The sequence below is a fragment of the Donghicola sp. genome, assembly GCF_025210255.1.
Taxonomy (GTDB): Bacteria; Pseudomonadota; Alphaproteobacteria; order Rhodobacterales; family Rhodobacteraceae; genus Donghicola; species Donghicola eburneus.
On the sequence record NZ_JAOARZ010000014.1, the window covers coordinates 198,973 to 213,769 of the forward strand.

The 14,797-nt window shown below is 57.3% G+C and carries 16 protein-coding genes; 7 read left to right on the plus strand and 9 right to left on the minus strand.

Annotated elements, in window-relative coordinates:
- Positions 1-58: 58 nt before the first annotated feature.
- The 4 genes from N4A58_RS04685 to N4A58_RS04700 all read left to right on the plus strand — a co-directional run bounded on the left by N4A58_RS04685 (position 59) and on the right by N4A58_RS04700 (position 4,384).
- The gene (locus tag N4A58_RS04685; RefSeq protein WP_293708172.1) at positions 59-442 is read left to right on the plus strand and encodes a response regulator; all 384 of its coding nucleotides are present in this window, start codon (positions 59-61) and stop codon (positions 440-442) included.
- On the plus strand, positions 442-705 hold the full coding sequence (locus N4A58_RS04690) for a hypothetical protein (protein ID WP_072706275.1): 264 nt from the start codon (positions 442-444) through the stop codon (positions 703-705). Before N4A58_RS04685 ends, N4A58_RS04690 begins: the two co-directional genes overlap by 1 nt.
- Positions 705-3,383: an ATP-binding protein gene (locus N4A58_RS04695; RefSeq protein WP_293708173.1), complete on the plus strand. Its 2,679-nt coding sequence runs from the start codon at positions 705-707 to the stop codon at positions 3,381-3,383. Before N4A58_RS04690 ends, N4A58_RS04695 begins: the two co-directional genes overlap by 1 nt.
- A gap of 68 nt (positions 3,384-3,451) precedes the next feature.
- Positions 3,452-4,384 (plus strand): FliM/FliN family flagellar motor switch protein, encoded by a 933-nt coding sequence (locus N4A58_RS04700; protein WP_293708174.1) that lies wholly within the window; start codon positions 3,452-3,454, stop codon positions 4,382-4,384.
- 23 nt (positions 4,385-4,407) lie between these two features.
- On the opposite strand, the gene N4A58_RS04705 is transcribed toward N4A58_RS04700, so the two are convergent.
- From N4A58_RS04705 to N4A58_RS04720, 4 genes are all read right to left on the minus strand, one after another.
- Positions 4,408-4,833, minus strand: a complete 426-nt coding sequence (locus N4A58_RS04705) for a TIGR01244 family sulfur transferase (protein ID WP_072706278.1) — start codon at positions 4,831-4,833, stop codon at positions 4,408-4,410.
- A 9-nt stretch (positions 4,834-4,842) separates the two neighbouring features.
- On the minus strand, positions 4,843-5,274 hold the full coding sequence (locus N4A58_RS04710) for a DUF6691 family protein (RefSeq protein WP_293708175.1): 432 nt from the start codon (positions 5,272-5,274) through the stop codon (positions 4,843-4,845).
- On the minus strand, positions 5,274-5,699 hold the full coding sequence (locus N4A58_RS04715) for a YeeE/YedE family protein (protein ID WP_072706280.1): 426 nt from the start codon (positions 5,697-5,699) through the stop codon (positions 5,274-5,276). Before N4A58_RS04715 ends, N4A58_RS04710 begins: the two co-directional genes overlap by 1 nt.
- Positions 5,700-5,763: 64 nt before the next feature.
- On the minus strand, positions 5,764-6,627 hold the full coding sequence (locus tag N4A58_RS04720; protein WP_072706281.1) for an MBL fold metallo-hydrolase: 864 nt from the start codon (positions 6,625-6,627) through the stop codon (positions 5,764-5,766).
- A 150-nt stretch (positions 6,628-6,777) separates the two neighbouring features.
- Here N4A58_RS04720 and N4A58_RS04725 point away from each other — a divergent pair, with 150 nt between their 5' ends.
- Positions 6,778-7,332 (plus strand): TraR/DksA C4-type zinc finger protein, encoded by a 555-nt coding sequence (locus N4A58_RS04725; protein WP_293708176.1) that lies wholly within the window; start codon positions 6,778-6,780, stop codon positions 7,330-7,332.
- Positions 7,333-7,431: 99 nt separating this feature from the next.
- Here the strand turns inward: N4A58_RS04725 and N4A58_RS04730 are convergent, their stop codons facing one another.
- Entirely contained in the window at positions 7,432-7,647 is a 216-nt protein-coding gene (locus N4A58_RS04730) for a hypothetical protein (protein ID WP_293708177.1), read from the minus strand.
- A 119-nt stretch (positions 7,648-7,766) separates the two neighbouring features.
- Here N4A58_RS04730 and N4A58_RS04735 point away from each other — a divergent pair, with 119 nt between their 5' ends.
- Entirely contained in the window at positions 7,767-8,036 is a 270-nt protein-coding gene (locus N4A58_RS04735; RefSeq protein WP_072706284.1) for a DUF2312 domain-containing protein, read from the plus strand.
- A 54-nt stretch (positions 8,037-8,090) separates the two neighbouring features.
- Here N4A58_RS04735 and N4A58_RS04740 read toward each other — a convergent pair whose 3' ends face one another.
- Positions 8,091-8,969, minus strand: a complete 879-nt coding sequence (locus N4A58_RS04740; protein ID WP_293708178.1) for a hypothetical protein — start codon at positions 8,967-8,969, stop codon at positions 8,091-8,093.
- A 90-nt stretch (positions 8,970-9,059) separates the two neighbouring features.
- Between N4A58_RS04740 and N4A58_RS04745 the strand changes: the two genes are divergently transcribed.
- The gene (locus N4A58_RS04745; protein WP_293708179.1) at positions 9,060-10,715 is read left to right on the plus strand and encodes an iron ABC transporter permease; all 1,656 of its coding nucleotides are present in this window, start codon (positions 9,060-9,062) and stop codon (positions 10,713-10,715) included.
- Between the two features lie 171 nt (positions 10,716-10,886).
- Here the strand turns inward: N4A58_RS04745 and N4A58_RS04750 are convergent, their stop codons facing one another.
- From N4A58_RS04750 to N4A58_RS04760, 3 genes are all read right to left on the minus strand, one after another.
- Positions 10,887-11,813, minus strand: a complete 927-nt coding sequence (locus N4A58_RS04750) for a restriction endonuclease (protein ID WP_293708180.1) — start codon at positions 11,811-11,813, stop codon at positions 10,887-10,889.
- 276 nt (positions 11,814-12,089) lie between these two features.
- Positions 12,090-12,749 carry a recombinase family protein gene (locus tag N4A58_RS04755; RefSeq protein ID WP_293708181.1) on the minus strand — a complete coding sequence of 220 codons (660 nt, stop codon included), beginning with the start codon at positions 12,747-12,749 and terminating at the stop codon, positions 12,090-12,092.
- Positions 12,750-13,892: 1,143 nt separating this feature from the next.
- A complete protein-coding gene (locus N4A58_RS04760) occupies positions 13,893-14,312 on the minus strand; it encodes a hypothetical protein (protein WP_293708182.1) in 420 nt (139 codons plus the stop codon).
- Positions 14,313-14,797 lie beyond the last annotated feature (485 nt).

The window sequence follows — 14,797 nt, forward strand, 5'->3', positions numbered from 1 at the left end:
TGCGCTATGCGCGATACTCTCTGGATATCAGTGCCATATCCAGGGGAGGGGGTTAGGCATGGGGAAGCGAGTTTTGCTGATCGAGGATGAGCCTAACATCATCGAAGCAATCAGTTTTATCTTGTCTCGGGACGGATGGGATGTGGACACCCATGCCAACGGAATCGACGCCGTTGACAAGGTGATCGCCCGTCAGCCCGACTTGGTTATTCTGGACGTCATGTTGCCGGGCCGCAGTGGCTTTGACATCTTGCGCGACCTGCGGGCCCATGACGGGACCGCGGAGTTGCCGGTGTTGATGCTGACCGCACGCGGCCAGACCAAAGACCGCGAGACCGCCAAAGCTCTTGGGGTGTCTCGCTTTATGACCAAACCGTTTTCCAATGCGGAAGTACTGGAAAGCGTTCGGAGTTTGGCCAACGGTGTCGAAGCGCCTCAGTAATGGCCCGCAAACCCGAAAACCCGATTTTTCTGGAGCGTGAACGGTACAGGATGCGCCGGCTGATGGACGCGGCGCGGTTGGCCCCGGTGTTGGCCGCATTCCTGTTTCTTTTGCCCCTGATGTGGTCCGCAAGCGAAGCTGTGAAAACCGCCAGTGTCCTTGTCTACCTGTTCGCGGCATGGGGGCTGCTGACAGCGGTGACGGCGTTTCTGTCGCGGAAACTGCACAAAATCCCGCGAGATAAGTGGCAGGAGCGTCCCTAATGGGAATGCTGAACGTGCTGGTCACGGTGTCGTTGGCCTATGTGACCTTTCTGTTCATGGTTGCGTTCTTTGCCGATCGTGCTGCGGCGCGGGGGCGGTCCAAGTGGCTGCAGAGTCCACTGATCTACACTCTGTCTCTGTCGATCTATTGCACGGCTTGGACGTTCTACGGGGCCGTCGGCTACGCCGCGCGCTCTGGGGTGGAGTTCCTGACCATCTACCTAGGTCCGTCCATTGTGATGATCGGTTGGTGGCTGATCCTTCGTAAACTTGTGCGAATTGGGCGCAGTCAGCGTGTCACTTCTATCGCGGACCTCATTTCGTCGCGCTTTGGTAAGTCCAACAGCTTGGCCGTGGTGGTGACGGTGATCGCTGTGGTTGGAACGACCCCGTACATCGCGCTGCAACTCCAGTCTGTCACATTGGCGCTGGATGCCTTTGCGGGCGAAGAGGTAACGCCGAGTGTCGGGCCATCGGCCACGGCGCTGTGGCTCGCCGTGGGGCTTGCGCTGTTTACCGTGTTGTTCGGCACCCGAAATCTGGATGCGAACGAACGCCACGATGGTGTTGTTATGGCGATCGCGGTCGAAGCGGTGGTCAAGCTGGTCGCGCTGGTCGCGGTTGGGCTTTTTGTGATCTGGGGTATTGGCGGCGGTATCGGCCCCACGATGGAGCGGATATCCCAGTCCGAAATCGCGCGATGGGATGTGTCGGCGGGGCGTTGGATGGGGCTGATGTTCCTGTCTTCGGCCGCGCTGCTGACGCTCCCGCGGATGTTCCAAGTTATGGTGGTCGAGAACGAAGACGAACGCCATCTTGCGACGGCGAGTTGGGCCTTTCCAGCGTATCTGCTGCTCATGAGCCTGTTCGTGGTGCCGATTGCGGTGCTGGGCCTAGAATACATGCCCGACGGCGCGAACCCTGACCTTTTCGTTCTCACCTTGCCCTTGGCCGAAGGGCGAAACACGCTGGCGATGCTCAGCTTCTTAGGTGGTTTTTCGTCGGCGACCTCGATGGTGATCGTGGCGGCAATCGCCCTTTCGACGATGGTGTCGAACCACATTGTCATGCCGATCTGGCTGTCGGCCCAAGGCTCCACGGCGATGGTTGCGGGCGATGTGCGGCATGTGGTGCTGCTCTCGCGGCGCCTGTCGATTATGGGTGTTCTGACCCTTGGCTATTTGTACCACCACACCACAGGCGGCGGAGAGGCGCTGGCGTCCATTGGTTTGATCAGTTTTGCGGGTGTCGCGCAGACCTTGCCTGCGCTGCTTGGCGGAATTTTCTGGCGCGGCGCAACGCGGGTGGGCGCGCTGATGGGGATGGTCGTGGGTTTCGTCCTATGGGCTTATACCCTGTTCATGCCGAGCTTTGGTCCAGAAGTCTTTATGTCCGAGACGTTCCTGCGCGAGGGTCCATTTGGTTGGGGCTGGCTGCGTCCAGAGGCCTTGTTCGGCATCGCCTCGAGTGATCCAGTGGTGCATTCGGTGGTCTGGAGCATGTCTCTGAACACCTTCACCTTCTTTATCTTTTCCCTGATCAGCTTCCCCACACCGCTCGAGCGACTTCAGGGCGCGCAGTTCGTAAATGTGTTTGACCACTCGGCGCGGCCGGGCAGTTGGTCACGCGGATTGGCCGAGGCCGAAGACCTGCTTGTCATGGCGCAGCGCATCCTTGGCCCGTCCGAGGCGCAGTCGCTGTTCCGGTCCGAAGCTGTGAGCCAAGGCATCACAGGCTATCTGCCCGAAACCACGCCCGAATTCTTGCAGCGACTAGAGCGAGAGATGGCCGGTAGCGTGGGCGCCGCAACGGCGCATGCGATGGTGGGGCAAATCCTAGGGCGGGCGTCGGTCACGGTCGAGGACCTGATGGCGGTGGCGGATGAAACTGCGCAGATCATGGAGTACTCCAACCAGCTTGAGGCAAAGTCAGCCGAATTGACCCGCACCGCCCGCCAACTCCGCGCAGCGAATGAGAAGCTGACGCAAATGTCGGTGCAAAAGGATGCCTTCCTCTCGCAAATCAGTCACGAATTGCGGACGCCCATGACCTCGATCCGTGCGTTTTCTGAAATCTTGCGCGATGGGGGTTTGGACGATGCCGCGCTCGCGAAATACGCAGGGATCATCCATGACGAGGCGATCCGCCTGACACGATTGCTGGATGATCTGCTGGACTTGAGCGTGCTGGAGAACGGGCAGGTCAGTCTGAACGAGCGGGTGGGCAAAATCGGGGATGTTCTCAATCAGGCCGTGGCTGCGGCGGGGATTGAGAATAGCCGCCTGCGCGTTGTGCGATCCAAGGTGCGCGAAGACCTGATGATCTACACTGATCTGGACCGGCTTTCGCAGGTCTTTATCAATCTGATTTCCAATGCGCTGAAGTATTGCGATGCAGCACGGCCACGGCTCGAGGTGTCGATCCGCGATTTGGGAGACACGCTGGCGATCGACTTTATCGACAATGGCAGTGGCATTCCCATGGCCTCGCAGGATGTGATTTTCGAAAAGTTCTCGCGGGTGGGCAGTGATCAGGCAGCGGGGGGTGCGGGTCTGGGGCTGGCCATCTGCCGAGAGATCATGCACCGGCTTGGGGGCACTGTGTCTTATTTGCCGGGACAGGGCGGGGGTGCCTTTCGCGTCATCTTGCCACTCACTGTGGTGCGATCGGGGCGCTGATCGTAACCCTTCGGTAACCGTGATGGGGCTAGGGTCGGCGTAAACCCCTTTGAATTGCGCGGATGCTTATGCCCGAGTCAGCTCTGGAACGAAAACTGCGGTCCGGTCCGAAACCAGCAGAAACTTTGGACGCCTTTGCGCGGGCCTGCGAGGTCGGCATCGGGGCAGCGCTGAATTATCCTGTGCAGGTTTCTGGATCAGAGCAGGGGGAAATGACCGCGCGCGATGCAGTTCAAGAGATGGCAGAGGGCGGTATGGTTCTGCTGCTGGACGCCCCTGACGGGGGACTTGGTGCGCTGATCATTCCGCCCGATTTGGCTGCTGGTTTGATCGAGCTTTTGACCTTTGGCGCGCTCTCGACCCATCCGGTCTCGCATCGGGCCGCAACGGCGACGGATGCAGCTGTGATCGAACCCGTCGTGCGTGCGTTGCTTGGGGAAGTCGCGGCGCGGCGCGAGGGGGCAGAGGCCCCCATGCAATTCGGCGCTCTGTTGTCGGCTCAGCACTTCGCGCGGGTCATGCCCGAGGGCGCGCTGGATGCTTACAGTGTCGAGGTGATGATATCGCCGGAGCGGGCAGGGCGGCTTTGGCTGTTGACAACCAAGCCCATTCCCAAAGAGCCGGAGCCCGACCCCGAAGCGGACGCCCGCTGGCGCGGCGGCATGGCCGAGAATGTCACAGGTTCGACCGTGCGTGTGGACGTGATGCTGGGGCCGCTTCAGGTGTCCCTGGCCGAGATGTCGGAATGGCAGATTGGAACGGTCCTGACCCTGGGGATTGAGGCGCTAGAAGCAGCCGAGGTCCAGATCAACGGCTCAGAGGCCTTGGGCCGCGCCCGCGTGGGGCGTTTGGGCGGTCTTCGTGCGATCCGGCTGGAAACTGACGGAGACGCCTCCGACCCGACTGCGCCGCCCGAAGAGCCCGCTCTGCCGACTGTCCTGCCGAGCGAGACGGAGTGGGACAACGAAAATGGGGAAGATGTTCCCATCTCCCCCATCTGATCACCTTCGATGATCGCGTGCCGTCAGGAGCGTGCCAGCATCTCTAGCTGGGGGCGCAACTGTCCCAAGGCGTACCCCGCCTTTTCGGTCGCAGCCAAAATCTCGTCTGCGGGCATTTCCTTGGCCATCGCAAAGCTCCAGAGCACCGAGCAACGGGTGCCAGAGGCGCAATAGGCCAGCACGGGGCCGGAAGCGGCCGCGAGCGTGTCGTGATGGCGGGCAATGACCTCTGGGGTCATGGTGCTGTGCGTGACCGGATGGACATGGAATTCCAGTCCGGCTGCTTCTGCCGCCTTGCCGACTTCCTCGGCCCAGAGTTGGGGCGGGTTTTCGGCATCGGGCCTGTTGCAGATCAGAACCTTGTAGCCGGCCTCCGCAATCGCGGGGACGTCTTCGGGGCTGATCTGCGGAGAGACCGAATAGTGGGGTGTAATTACGCGGATATCCATCCGCTTGTCTTACTCTGCCGGAACGGCGCGGTCCAGTCTCGCGCGTAGGCTTGGCGCAGCAAACATACCGAGCGCCATCGCGCCTACGAACACCACGCCGCCAAGCCCGTTAAATGTCAGCGAAGCCATCGAGGGACCGGGGCACAAACCGGCCAAACCCCAGCCCATACCGAACAGAACCGAGCCCAGAACCAGATTGCGGCCAAGGCGCGCCTCGGGCTTTGGAGGGAACTCTCCGCCCGCAAGGGGCTTGCGGCCACGGGTCAGTTGCCATGCGATCGCCATGGGGACAATCGCGCCGCCCATAACAAAGGCCAGAGTCGGGTCCCAGTCGCCGAAAACGTCCAACCAGCCTTGGACCTTGGCGGTGTCAACCATTCCCGAAACCAGCAGGCCAGCGCCGAACAGCGCGCCCGAAATCAGTGCAAAGATAGTGCGCATCAGATCACTCCCAGCATGTGGCGGAAAAACACGACGGTCAGACCACCCGCAAGGATGTACATCACTGTCGCGACGATGCCGCGTAGGGACAGGCGAGAGATTCCGCACACGCCGTGGCCCGAGGTGCAGCCGTTGGCAAAGCGGGTGCCCACGCCCACCAGGATACCGGCGGCGGCGATGACCCAAAGGTTGTTGGTCAGGTGGGTGTCGACCTCTGTGTAGATCGGCAAGAGAACGGCGGGAAACAGGATCAATCCCCCAAGGAACGCAATGCGCTCTTTGGCGGTGCTCCATCCGCTGCCATCCACAAGTCCACCAATGATGCCGCTGGCGCCCATGATCCTGCCGTTCGCAAGCAGGTAGACGGCACCGGCAAGGCCGATCAGCAGTCCGCCGATCAAGCCCATGATCCAGTCTTGTTCCATGTCGTTTCCTATATGTCCTGTGTGCGCGGGGCGCGTCCGGAGGGGGACCGCCCCGCGTTACTCGTTAGATTTTATTGACGGGTACCTTGAGGAACACGTCGCCCTTTTCGTCAGGCTCGGGCATGTTGCCCGCGCGCATGTTCACCTGAAGAGAAGGGATGATCAGGCGGGGCATCGCGAGGGTCGCGTCACGTTCATCGCGCATGCGGACGAAATCCTCTTTGGCTTTGCCTTCGCCCACGTGGATGTTCAGGCGCTTCTGTTCGCCCACGGTGGTTTCCCATGCATATTCGTCGCGGCCCGGTGCCTTGTAATCGTGGCCCACAAAGATGCGGGTTTCATCGGGCAGGGCGAGGATCTTTTGGATCGACGCATACAGGGTTTCCGACGAGCCGCCGGGGAAGTCACAGCGTGCCGTGCCGAAGTCGGGCATGAACAGGGTGTCGCCCACAAACGCCGCGTCGCCGATCACATAGGTCAGGCAGGCGGGGGTGTGGCCGGGGGTGTGCATGACGTCGCCACGCATCTGGCCGATGTGGAAGCTGTCGCCCTCTTTGAAGAGTTTGTCGAACTGGCTGCCGTCCCGCTGGAACTCGGTCCCTTCGTTAAAGACCTTGCCGAAGGTGTCCTGCACCACGGTAATGTTGTCACCGATGCCGATCTTGCCGCCCACGCGTTCCTGAATGTAGGGCGCGGCGGACAGGTGGTCCGCGTGCACGTGGCTTTCCAGAAGCCACTCGACAGTCAGGTTGTTGTCCTGAACGAATTTCACAATGGCATCGGCCGAGCGGGTGTCGGTCCGGCCCGATGCGTAATCGAAGTCGAGCACACTATCCACGACAGCGCAGGCGCTGCCCTGAGGGTCGCGAACCACATATGAGATGGTAAAGGTGGCTTCGTCAAAGAAGGCTGTCACTTCGGGGGTCATGGCTATGTCTCCGGGTGTTCTGTTTCGCTACATATATAATATCATGAATATGAGATGCAAGTATTTTCGCCTTGATTTGGGTCAAGGTTTAAAAGGGTGCGCTTCGATACAATTAAGAGTGGAAGAATCCTCTTCAGAAAGGTGCGAAAAATGAGCATTCATGAGCTGAATCGCGCCAAGTTGCAGGAACGTTTGCAAGAGCTGACCTCAAGGCTTGACGCATGTGAAACTGGATCGGAAACTTGGACCCAGCGGATTGGACCGGATGATGGATCCGTCCGCCAAGGGGGAGAGCTTCTTGTATGTGCCGACCAGACCCCAGAGACGATGGCGGAGGTGCCTGCCGCTCTGAGCCGGTTTGATTCGGGGACATACGGTCAATGTATGTTGTGCGGCGAAACGATCTCTGCCGCGCGACTGGAAAGGGTCCCGACCGCAACCCTGTGTGCAGGGTGCGCATCGTCGGTGGCTCGGACACGCGCTTTAGGGGAGGAAACGCGCATGGACATTTATGAAAAGAAAGCTGAACTGCTGGCCCGCATCAACGCGGCTGGTGAGGAACGGCATGAGATGCTGCCGGAGCTGCAAAGCTTGGTGAGCGAGTTGGAGAGCCACGGCAATACCATCTCTGCGAACCTGAAATACATGCTGGCAGAGCTCGAAGACGAGGCCCGCGAGGCTGATATGGACAATTTCCCCGTCTAAGGGGCCCGAAGGCCGCAACACTTGCCTCGTCACATGACAGAAAAAACAAAGGGCGCTCCGATGACGGTGCGCCCTTTTTCGCGTCGGATGTGTCGTGCCTTAGCCCAGAGAGATGCCCATAATCACTGACATCAGTCCGATAACGGACACGAACAAGGCGCCCATGTTGATCGGCATGGCCTTTTTGATCCGCTCGCGCAGTTCTTCGTCGGTCAGGTCTGCGCGCTTGGCTTTCCAGACGGTGACGATCGACCAAAGAATGCCCGTCAGGCCCAGTACCGACAGGGCAGCGCCGCCCCAGATCATCCAGCTCATGGTTCATCTCCAAAAAATGCGTCGGGGCAGCGGTAAAACATGCTGGCCCCTGCGGCAAGACCTTGCACCCTTGCAGGTCACGGTCTATCCCGTCCCCCAGCACAAACGCGAGGACCCCCATGAGCGATATGACCGAAAGCGCCGTAGATGCGAACTATCGTGTGACCGCGGACGAGTTGCGTCAGTTTGTCGAACGTTTCGAACGTCTCGAGATTGAAAAGAAAGACATTGCGGACCAGCAAAAAGAGGTTATGGCCGAAGCCAAAGGGCGCGGCTACGACGTCAAGGTGATGCGCAAGATCATCTCGCTGCGCAAGCGCGACCGCGACGACATCGCCGAGGAAGAAGCGATTCTCGAGATGTACAAAGAAGCGCTCGGGATGAGCTGATCCCAAGCGAGCTGCGACAGGTCCAGGCGCGTCCATCAGGGCGCGCCTTTGCTTTTACGGCTGTAGCAGTCGGACACCGGGTAGGGCGGCCACACGCTCCAGATCGGCGGCGTAGTCGGCGCTGACGCGGTCTACGATGTCTTGTGTCAGGCCGGGCAGGTCGAGTTCCTGCTCCAATTCATCCTCGATCGCGAACTTGTCGAGGAAGGCCATGATGATCCGCTGGCGTTGGGCTTCGGTTTGGGGCGGGCGCGTGTCCATATACGTCTTCATCCGCGAGAAGCCGTCTTTGGACATGATATCTTTCAGGATGTCGAATTCACCGACCATTGCAGTGTCGGCCTCGACCCCTGCGATGTCCCGTAGAATATCTCCCCACAAGATCGGCAGATCTTCGTAGCACCAGACGGTGAATTGCGCCTGTGGCACGGCTGTCACCAGCTTTTCAATCATGTCAGACCAGCGCACATCAGCCAGACGCACGCCATCGACGAACTCAGCAAAGCTGGAGCTGCCAGACAGGCGGAAAGTCTCAGCGATAAATGTGACCGGATTGCGGATGGCCATATAGACCTGCAGATCATTGGTCGGCAGCAGACCGTTGATATCCGCCAGTCGTTTGGGCGCGATGGGGTACAGCTTGCCGCGTTCGAAAATTCGGTGGGCGCGGCCAAGGATATTTTCCTGCGACAGAACGATCCGGTCGCAGCCGGAGCTCATTCCGATATCCTTGAGCATCTTGTCGCGGACCCGCTGGTTGACCGCTTCGCCCTTCATCACGTCGGTGAGCATGTCGAGCATGGGTTTGCGGTAGTCATTCACCTGCGGAATGGAAATGCCAGCGGTTTCAAGGCGGTCTGCATTCGCAGACAGACATTGTATCAGGCGATCATTGTCCGTCCCGTGCGCACCGATGTGCAAGGCGATCTGCATTTTATTCAGCCTCTGAGCGTGGTCTTCTTTGTTCCCACTATCATATGGTCTTTTCTGGACAGTTAAACCTCAATCAGGCAGGAACGCCACATGACCGATCTCAGCGTTTCGAATTCCAAGAAAGCCCGTTTCCGCCTGCCGGACCCTTGGTCGGTCGGGGCAATGGTTATCGCGGCCCTTGTTCTGGCCCCGATCCTGTCTGTTTTGTGGATCGCGTTGAACCCGTCCGAGAACATCTGGCCCCACCTTTTGGCGACGACACTGCCGCGTTACTTCGTCACCACGCTTGAGATGATGTTTGCCGTGGGCGCTGTGGCAGCAGCCACGGGCACTGGGGCAGCGTGGCTCGTGGTGCGTTACAGTTTCCCGGGCGTTCGCGTGCTGGAGTGGCTGCTTTTGCTGCCCTTGGCGATCCCTGCGTATATCGGCGCCTACGCCTTGGTTGACTTTCTAGAGTATGCGGGACCGGTGCAGACCGCGCTGAGGGACCTATTTGGCTGGCAAACCTCGCGCGACTACTGGTTCCCCGAAATTCGCAGCCAATGGGCCGCGGTCGTCGTCATGGCAGCGTCCATGTATCCCTATGTGTATCTCTTGGCCCGCGCTGGATTCCGCGAGCAGTCAGGCTGCGGCCACGAGGTTGCGCAGTCATTGGGAGCAGGGGGTGTGTCGCGTTTCTTTCGTATCGGGTTGCCACTGGCGCGTCCTGCAATTGCCGCTGGCACCGCCATCGTGATGATGGAAACCGTCAATGATTTCGGAACGATGGACTATTTCGCGGTCCAGACGCTGACGACTGGCATTTTTACCACGTGGCTCGAGAGTAATAACGCGGGCGGCGCGGCGCAGATCGCCTGTGTGGTGCTGACGCTCGTGATTTTTCTGGTCGCACTTGAAAAGGTTAGCCGAAAGAAGGTCCGCTTTTACGCCTTGTCCAAACGCCATCGTCCGATCCAGCGTATGCCTTTGCATGGCGCGGCGCGCTGGCTGGCCACTGCGGCCTGTGCCGTTCCATTTCTGGTCGGATTTGTGCTGCCTGCGGGGGTTATCCTTGATCATGCGCTGTCGAATATCGATGGCTTCTGGGCTCCGGGTCTTCTGAAAGCGTTCTGGAATACTCTAACCGTCGGCGGGATTGCGGCGCTGGTTACGGTGATTGCGGCCCTCTTTATGGTTTACGGCATTCGCTTGTCGGGCCGCAAACTGCCTGCGATGATCGCCCCGATCACGACCATCGGATACGCGGCGCCGGGCGCGGTACTCGGGGTCGGGATCCTGATCCCCTTGGCCCAAGTCGATCACCTGCTCGCTGACGCGATCGAGGCGATCACCAACGAGCGTGCAAGCCTGATCCTGACCGGCTCTGCCTTTGCGCTCGTTGTCGCCTACTGCGTCCGATTCTACGCGATTGCCCAAGGGGCCACGGACGCCGCAATGGAGCGTGTCGCCCCGAGCCTGCCCATGGCAGCGCGCTCACTGGGCCGCGGCAAGGCCCGCGTTCTGGCCGAGGTTTACATGCCATTGATGCGCGGCTCGATCGGGTCGGCGCTGTTGCTGGTCTTTGTCGATTGCGTCAAAGAGCTGCCTGCGACGCTTTTGCTGCGTCCGTTCAACTACAGCACGTTGGCCACCCGCGTGTACGACCAAGCGAGCCTTGAAAACCTTGGCGATGCGGCGCCCGCGGCTGTCATGGTAAGTTTTGTGGGATTGATCGCAGTCGCAATGCTGGCAAGGGCCAACCGCTAAATTCTGAACTGTCTGAAAAGTGGTGCCCCCACACGCCACCAAAGTACTCCCCGAGGGTGTCTTAAGTTATTGTAATGACGTCGTTTTCTGGTTCTGGATCTTGCATATGTGCCCCAGTTGGTGTGCCAAATGTGTCCCAGAAGTTTCGCCTGATTGCAAGATTCCTAGCGCTTAATCGCTGAAGAAATCCTCATCAATTCGCCGTATGACTAGTGTGTCTTCAACGCGGCAGCCCACGTTGTACCGAACCATCAGTTTCGTCAGAGTTACGTTGTCGATTAATACTATGTGCTTGCTGAGCATTTCTACTGTCTGCACAGCGTCTTGGGTGAAACGCGAAGTAGTGACGAAGACACCTTTCGTCGCCTTGTAACGATCTAGGCTCCCAAAAAAATCTCTAATGGCCCCTGCGCCTACGTTGTTTCCTTCATCGTACCGCTTTGCTGGAATGTAGACCCTGTCTAGGCCCAGTGCGTCCTGATCAATAACGCCGTCGATTCCGCCATCGCCGCTTCGGCCAATCGCTTTCCCAGCATCAGTCAAAGACCCGCCATATCCCATTGCGACAAGAAGATTGACCACGATACCTTCAAAAAATGCCGGAGACGAAGAACGCAGCTTGTCTAGCAACTCGCTCCTTAGCGCATCTTCGACGTCCTTGTGGGCGGCTCTCATGATTTCGTCGGGCGTCTCTGTGCTTTGCACGGTGATGTTCGTCGTGGGAGCGTCAGGGCTGTTGTTGTCGTCATCTGACTTTTTACGGTTCAAGAATGCTTGGAACTCAGGAAATTCCTCCAGCATCTTCTTATCGATGGACTGAGGGTTTTCTCTAAGTAACCTAAGGCCACGCTCAGAAGCTTTAATATGTGCCCGCTTTGTCGGCTCCAGGAGACCTGCTTGTACCAAGTAAGTCCTCGCCCAGTGTATTCGGTTTGCGACCACAGTTTGCTTTCCACTGGGCAAGAGCTCCGCTCTCTGTTCGTCGTTTAGCTCGAAATCATCACTAAGTTTCTTAACGATTGTACCAATGGAGATTTCGCCATCTTTTGCAGTTTTCAGGACGGGAAGCATGAACTCTTGGTAGGTAGGGATGCTCATTATAACCTTTGAAAAATGTGAGGAATTGCTTGCCAATATGGCCGTTTGGAATCCCGCTTAGCAACGAAAATTGGAGCGCGGCTGAGTGGCTCCATGGTATTGTTTGTGGGTCGTTGCTTGCATGCACATAGGGCGATGAAGCGCCGGATAGGGCGAAAGTTTAAGATCAATTCCTAAAGGTCTCCCTGAGGTGGCCCTCAGTAAATCGACTGATTGCCCTATCGGAGCACCAGGCCCAGTCTCAGACTTCTTTAGCCTAACCGCCCCTTGGTGCAGTTATCTTTGGAGGCGATCTATGGTTCTTTTCACCTGAGAAGCCTGCCAGTTGCCGCCACGGGCAGTTTGCACGCCAGCACGGTTCAGTTCAGCGGCAATTTCGCGGAGACTCTTTCCGGATTCGTGTAGTGGCAATATCAGTCCAGCAATGTTCTGTGCTCGCTCAGTCGCTCTTTTTTGCAGCTCTTGGTTTCGCTTGAGGGTCTTGTCACGGGCACCTCCGAGCTTCACTCCTCTAGCCTTGGCTTCTTTGAGCGCTGCTTTCGTTCTGATCGAAATGAACTCCCGTTCCTGTTCCGCCAGCGCGGCATAGATATGGAGTTGAAACTTGTCTGCCTGGGGCATTGCAGCGACGCGAAGTTGAACCTTTCGGTCTTCCAGCAGGGAGGCGATGAAAGATACCTTGCGGGAGAGGCGGTCCAGCTTGGCAACCAGCAACTCAGCACGGTGTTTTCTAGCTAGATCGAGAGCTCTTTTAAGTTCTGGCCTGTCATCTTCGGAACCAGACGCAACCTCAGTGAACTCCTCAATAACGTCGAAGGGTTGGTCGCTGTAGCTCTCCAGATACAGACGGATGTCCCTGTCTTGTGCATCCAAGCCTAGCCCAGACTTCCCCTGTTCATTGGTCGATACGCGGCGATACACAACATAGCTTTTCATTTGAACTACTCCCGACTGGTTGATGAAGGGGTAGTTGTGTGTGTTGCAAACGTCAACGGTTGTTGTGGGTGTAACAAAAGGGTTTGAGTGATTGGTGAGGAGACCCAGGGAAATTGCTAAATTGGGACGGGGGCGGAGGGGGGTAAATTGAGGAAGCCACTATATTGATCGGCCTCCACAAATTTTTTCCAGTTTTTTGCTCCGTTCGTTCTAGTAGGATAAGACTTATACAAGCCGCTTTTGCTGGACAGGGTGGTTGCTCGGAAGTGTCCCAAGTTTCTGTTGGTTGATGAACTCCTCTATCGAAATGCCAAGGAATTTTCTCGTGTAGGCATTCCCAGCCATCGCGATATTTAATTGCCCCGCGTATCTGCGAGACGCTCCAAGGAGTTTTCGATCAGTGAGGATTGCTCTAAGTTGAGCGTCGCTGGCTGCGTGTTGCAGTATCTCACGCATTATGCCTAAGCGCTGTTCTGGGACGGTTTTATAAACTGTTTCCTGTAATGCACGGGCTCGGTCGTAGTGCGTTTCGCGGCGGCGTCTCTTCTCGACCGTGCGGTCACCTCTTGCGGTGTTGCGTGAAGCCTTCTTCCTGCAGTTTGCGCTGCAGTGCTTTCGATTTGGCCGTGTCTGATGGAAGGGCTCTCCACACGACAAACATTCTACTATCTTCAAAATCCATTCTCCTTTTTGAATATTGAGGAGAACGAGTTGTGTTGCAGACCCAATCTTCTTTGGGGGCCTGCCTCAGTAATCTTATTGCCACGCTATGGGGATTTGTGTCGTTTCCTCATAAGGGTGGGTTATTCTTGTGATGATTATGGGTCGATCAATGAAGATAAATAACTAAGGGTGTGGGTGATGGAGAAATATTAGTTATTGAATGCAAAATGAGGTTCGAGAAACGCTAGCCTCAGGTGGGTCTTAGGTCGAACTAAGGTAAACGTGAGATGCCTTATATATTGTGGAGGGACGTTTTTGTCTGGGGCAGGGCATAAGCCCAAATCACCATTCCATTGTTGCTCCTGTTCAGTGCCTTCTCGAAGTGACTGAGATGGGCTTTCTTCAGGTCTCAGCCGCTCTCAGGCCATCTGTAGCTCCACTGCGTTTGAACTGTAGGGTAGACTAGGTCAGTGGGGAGCTTCAGCTTTGTTGTCTCCTCTGCTGGCGTATCCACTCTTCTGCCAAAAGTACGTTGCCGAAAATTTCGTCGCTGCCATCGACATGTATACTTCCTGCCTTTCTAACGATCCGGTAGCCCTTGAAGCTCTTTATAAGCCCTTCAGGTACCGCGACAGACTGAGGAGAGGAAATTGCTGCTTTGGTGGCGCGGGCCTCGAAATTACTTCCTGTCGGGCGAGCAAGTTTGGGTTCGCGCTCATCTAGCGCTGTCTTGAGTTCACCGATGGCGGCGAAAACTGAACCTGATATCATTGCTCCGACGCCCACAAGCGTCCCTGGTAGATTCGCAACGCGCCCAACAGCGGTTTCGATGCCAATCACGCTGAAAAAGAAACATAGCACTGTCCCAGAAGCAGCAATCACGTACCCATATACACGCATTATGTCGCTTTCCTCCTCGAAATGAAATTTTCATCACTTTCTGCAGCTGGAAAGGTGAAGATTTTCTTAAGATTCGTAGCAGTGCGGGTGCGATAGCGCCCTACAGATCCACTGTTCCAACCCAACCGCTCCGGTTTGTGGGTCGCCTTCGATGCGATAGCTAGCGTTCCAAGAAATGGAGATGGTCAGTGCCCGACCATGTATAAGTCTGCCGTATAGGCCCGCCTCTAGTAGCTAGGCTTCTTTCTGCGGTATCGCTGCCCATCTTGTTTGGCGGCTTCTGTGCCTGCTCTCTGGCCCTCTCTTGTGGATTCGCTTGGGGCTAGGCCGTAACGGCTCCATTAGGACCGCCTGCCTGAGTTGGGCCTGATGTCTTAAGCTATGTCATTATTGGCGTCGTTACTGACGTCATATGGAGCTGCTTGCGGAACCGTCAGACTTCTTGCGCGCTCGGGGCGATCCAGTTCCATGGGAGTAATTCGTCC

Coding starts and splice junctions, on each gene's coding strand:
- N4A58_RS04685 (WP_293708172.1), top strand. CDS start 59: ATGGGGAAGCGAGTTTTGCTGATCGAGGATGAGCCTAACATCATCGAA.
- N4A58_RS04690 (WP_072706275.1), top strand. CDS start 442: ATGGCCCGCAAACCCGAAAACCCGATTTTTCTGGAGCGTGAACGGTAC.
- N4A58_RS04695 (WP_293708173.1), top strand. CDS start 705: ATGGGAATGCTGAACGTGCTGGTCACGGTGTCGTTGGCCTATGTGACC.
- N4A58_RS04700 (WP_293708174.1), top strand. CDS start 3,452: ATGCCCGAGTCAGCTCTGGAACGAAAACTGCGGTCCGGTCCGAAACCA.
- N4A58_RS04705 (WP_072706278.1), bottom strand. CDS start 4,833: ATGGATATCCGCGTAATTACACCCCACTATTCGGTCTCTCCGCAGATC.
- N4A58_RS04710 (WP_293708175.1), bottom strand. CDS start 5,274: ATGCGCACTATCTTTGCACTGATTTCGGGCGCGCTGTTCGGCGCTGGC.
- N4A58_RS04715 (WP_072706280.1), bottom strand. CDS start 5,699: ATGGAACAAGACTGGATCATGGGCTTGATCGGCGGACTGCTGATCGGC.
- N4A58_RS04720 (WP_072706281.1), bottom strand. CDS start 6,627: ATGACCCCCGAAGTGACAGCCTTCTTTGACGAAGCCACCTTTACCATC.
- N4A58_RS04725 (WP_293708176.1), top strand. CDS start 6,778: ATGAGCATTCATGAGCTGAATCGCGCCAAGTTGCAGGAACGTTTGCAA.
- N4A58_RS04730 (WP_293708177.1), bottom strand. CDS start 7,647: ATGAGCTGGATGATCTGGGGCGGCGCTGCCCTGTCGGTACTGGGCCTG.
- N4A58_RS04735 (WP_072706284.1), top strand. CDS start 7,767: ATGAGCGATATGACCGAAAGCGCCGTAGATGCGAACTATCGTGTGACC.
- N4A58_RS04740 (WP_293708178.1), bottom strand. CDS start 8,969: ATGCAGATCGCCTTGCACATCGGTGCGCACGGGACGGACAATGATCGC.
- N4A58_RS04745 (WP_293708179.1), top strand. CDS start 9,060: ATGACCGATCTCAGCGTTTCGAATTCCAAGAAAGCCCGTTTCCGCCTG.
- N4A58_RS04750 (WP_293708180.1), bottom strand. CDS start 11,813: ATGAGCATCCCTACCTACCAAGAGTTCATGCTTCCCGTCCTGAAAACT.
- N4A58_RS04755 (WP_293708181.1), bottom strand. CDS start 12,749: ATGAAAAGCTATGTTGTGTATCGCCGCGTATCGACCAATGAACAGGGG.
- N4A58_RS04760 (WP_293708182.1), bottom strand. CDS start 14,312: ATGCGTGTATATGGGTACGTGATTGCTGCTTCTGGGACAGTGCTATGT.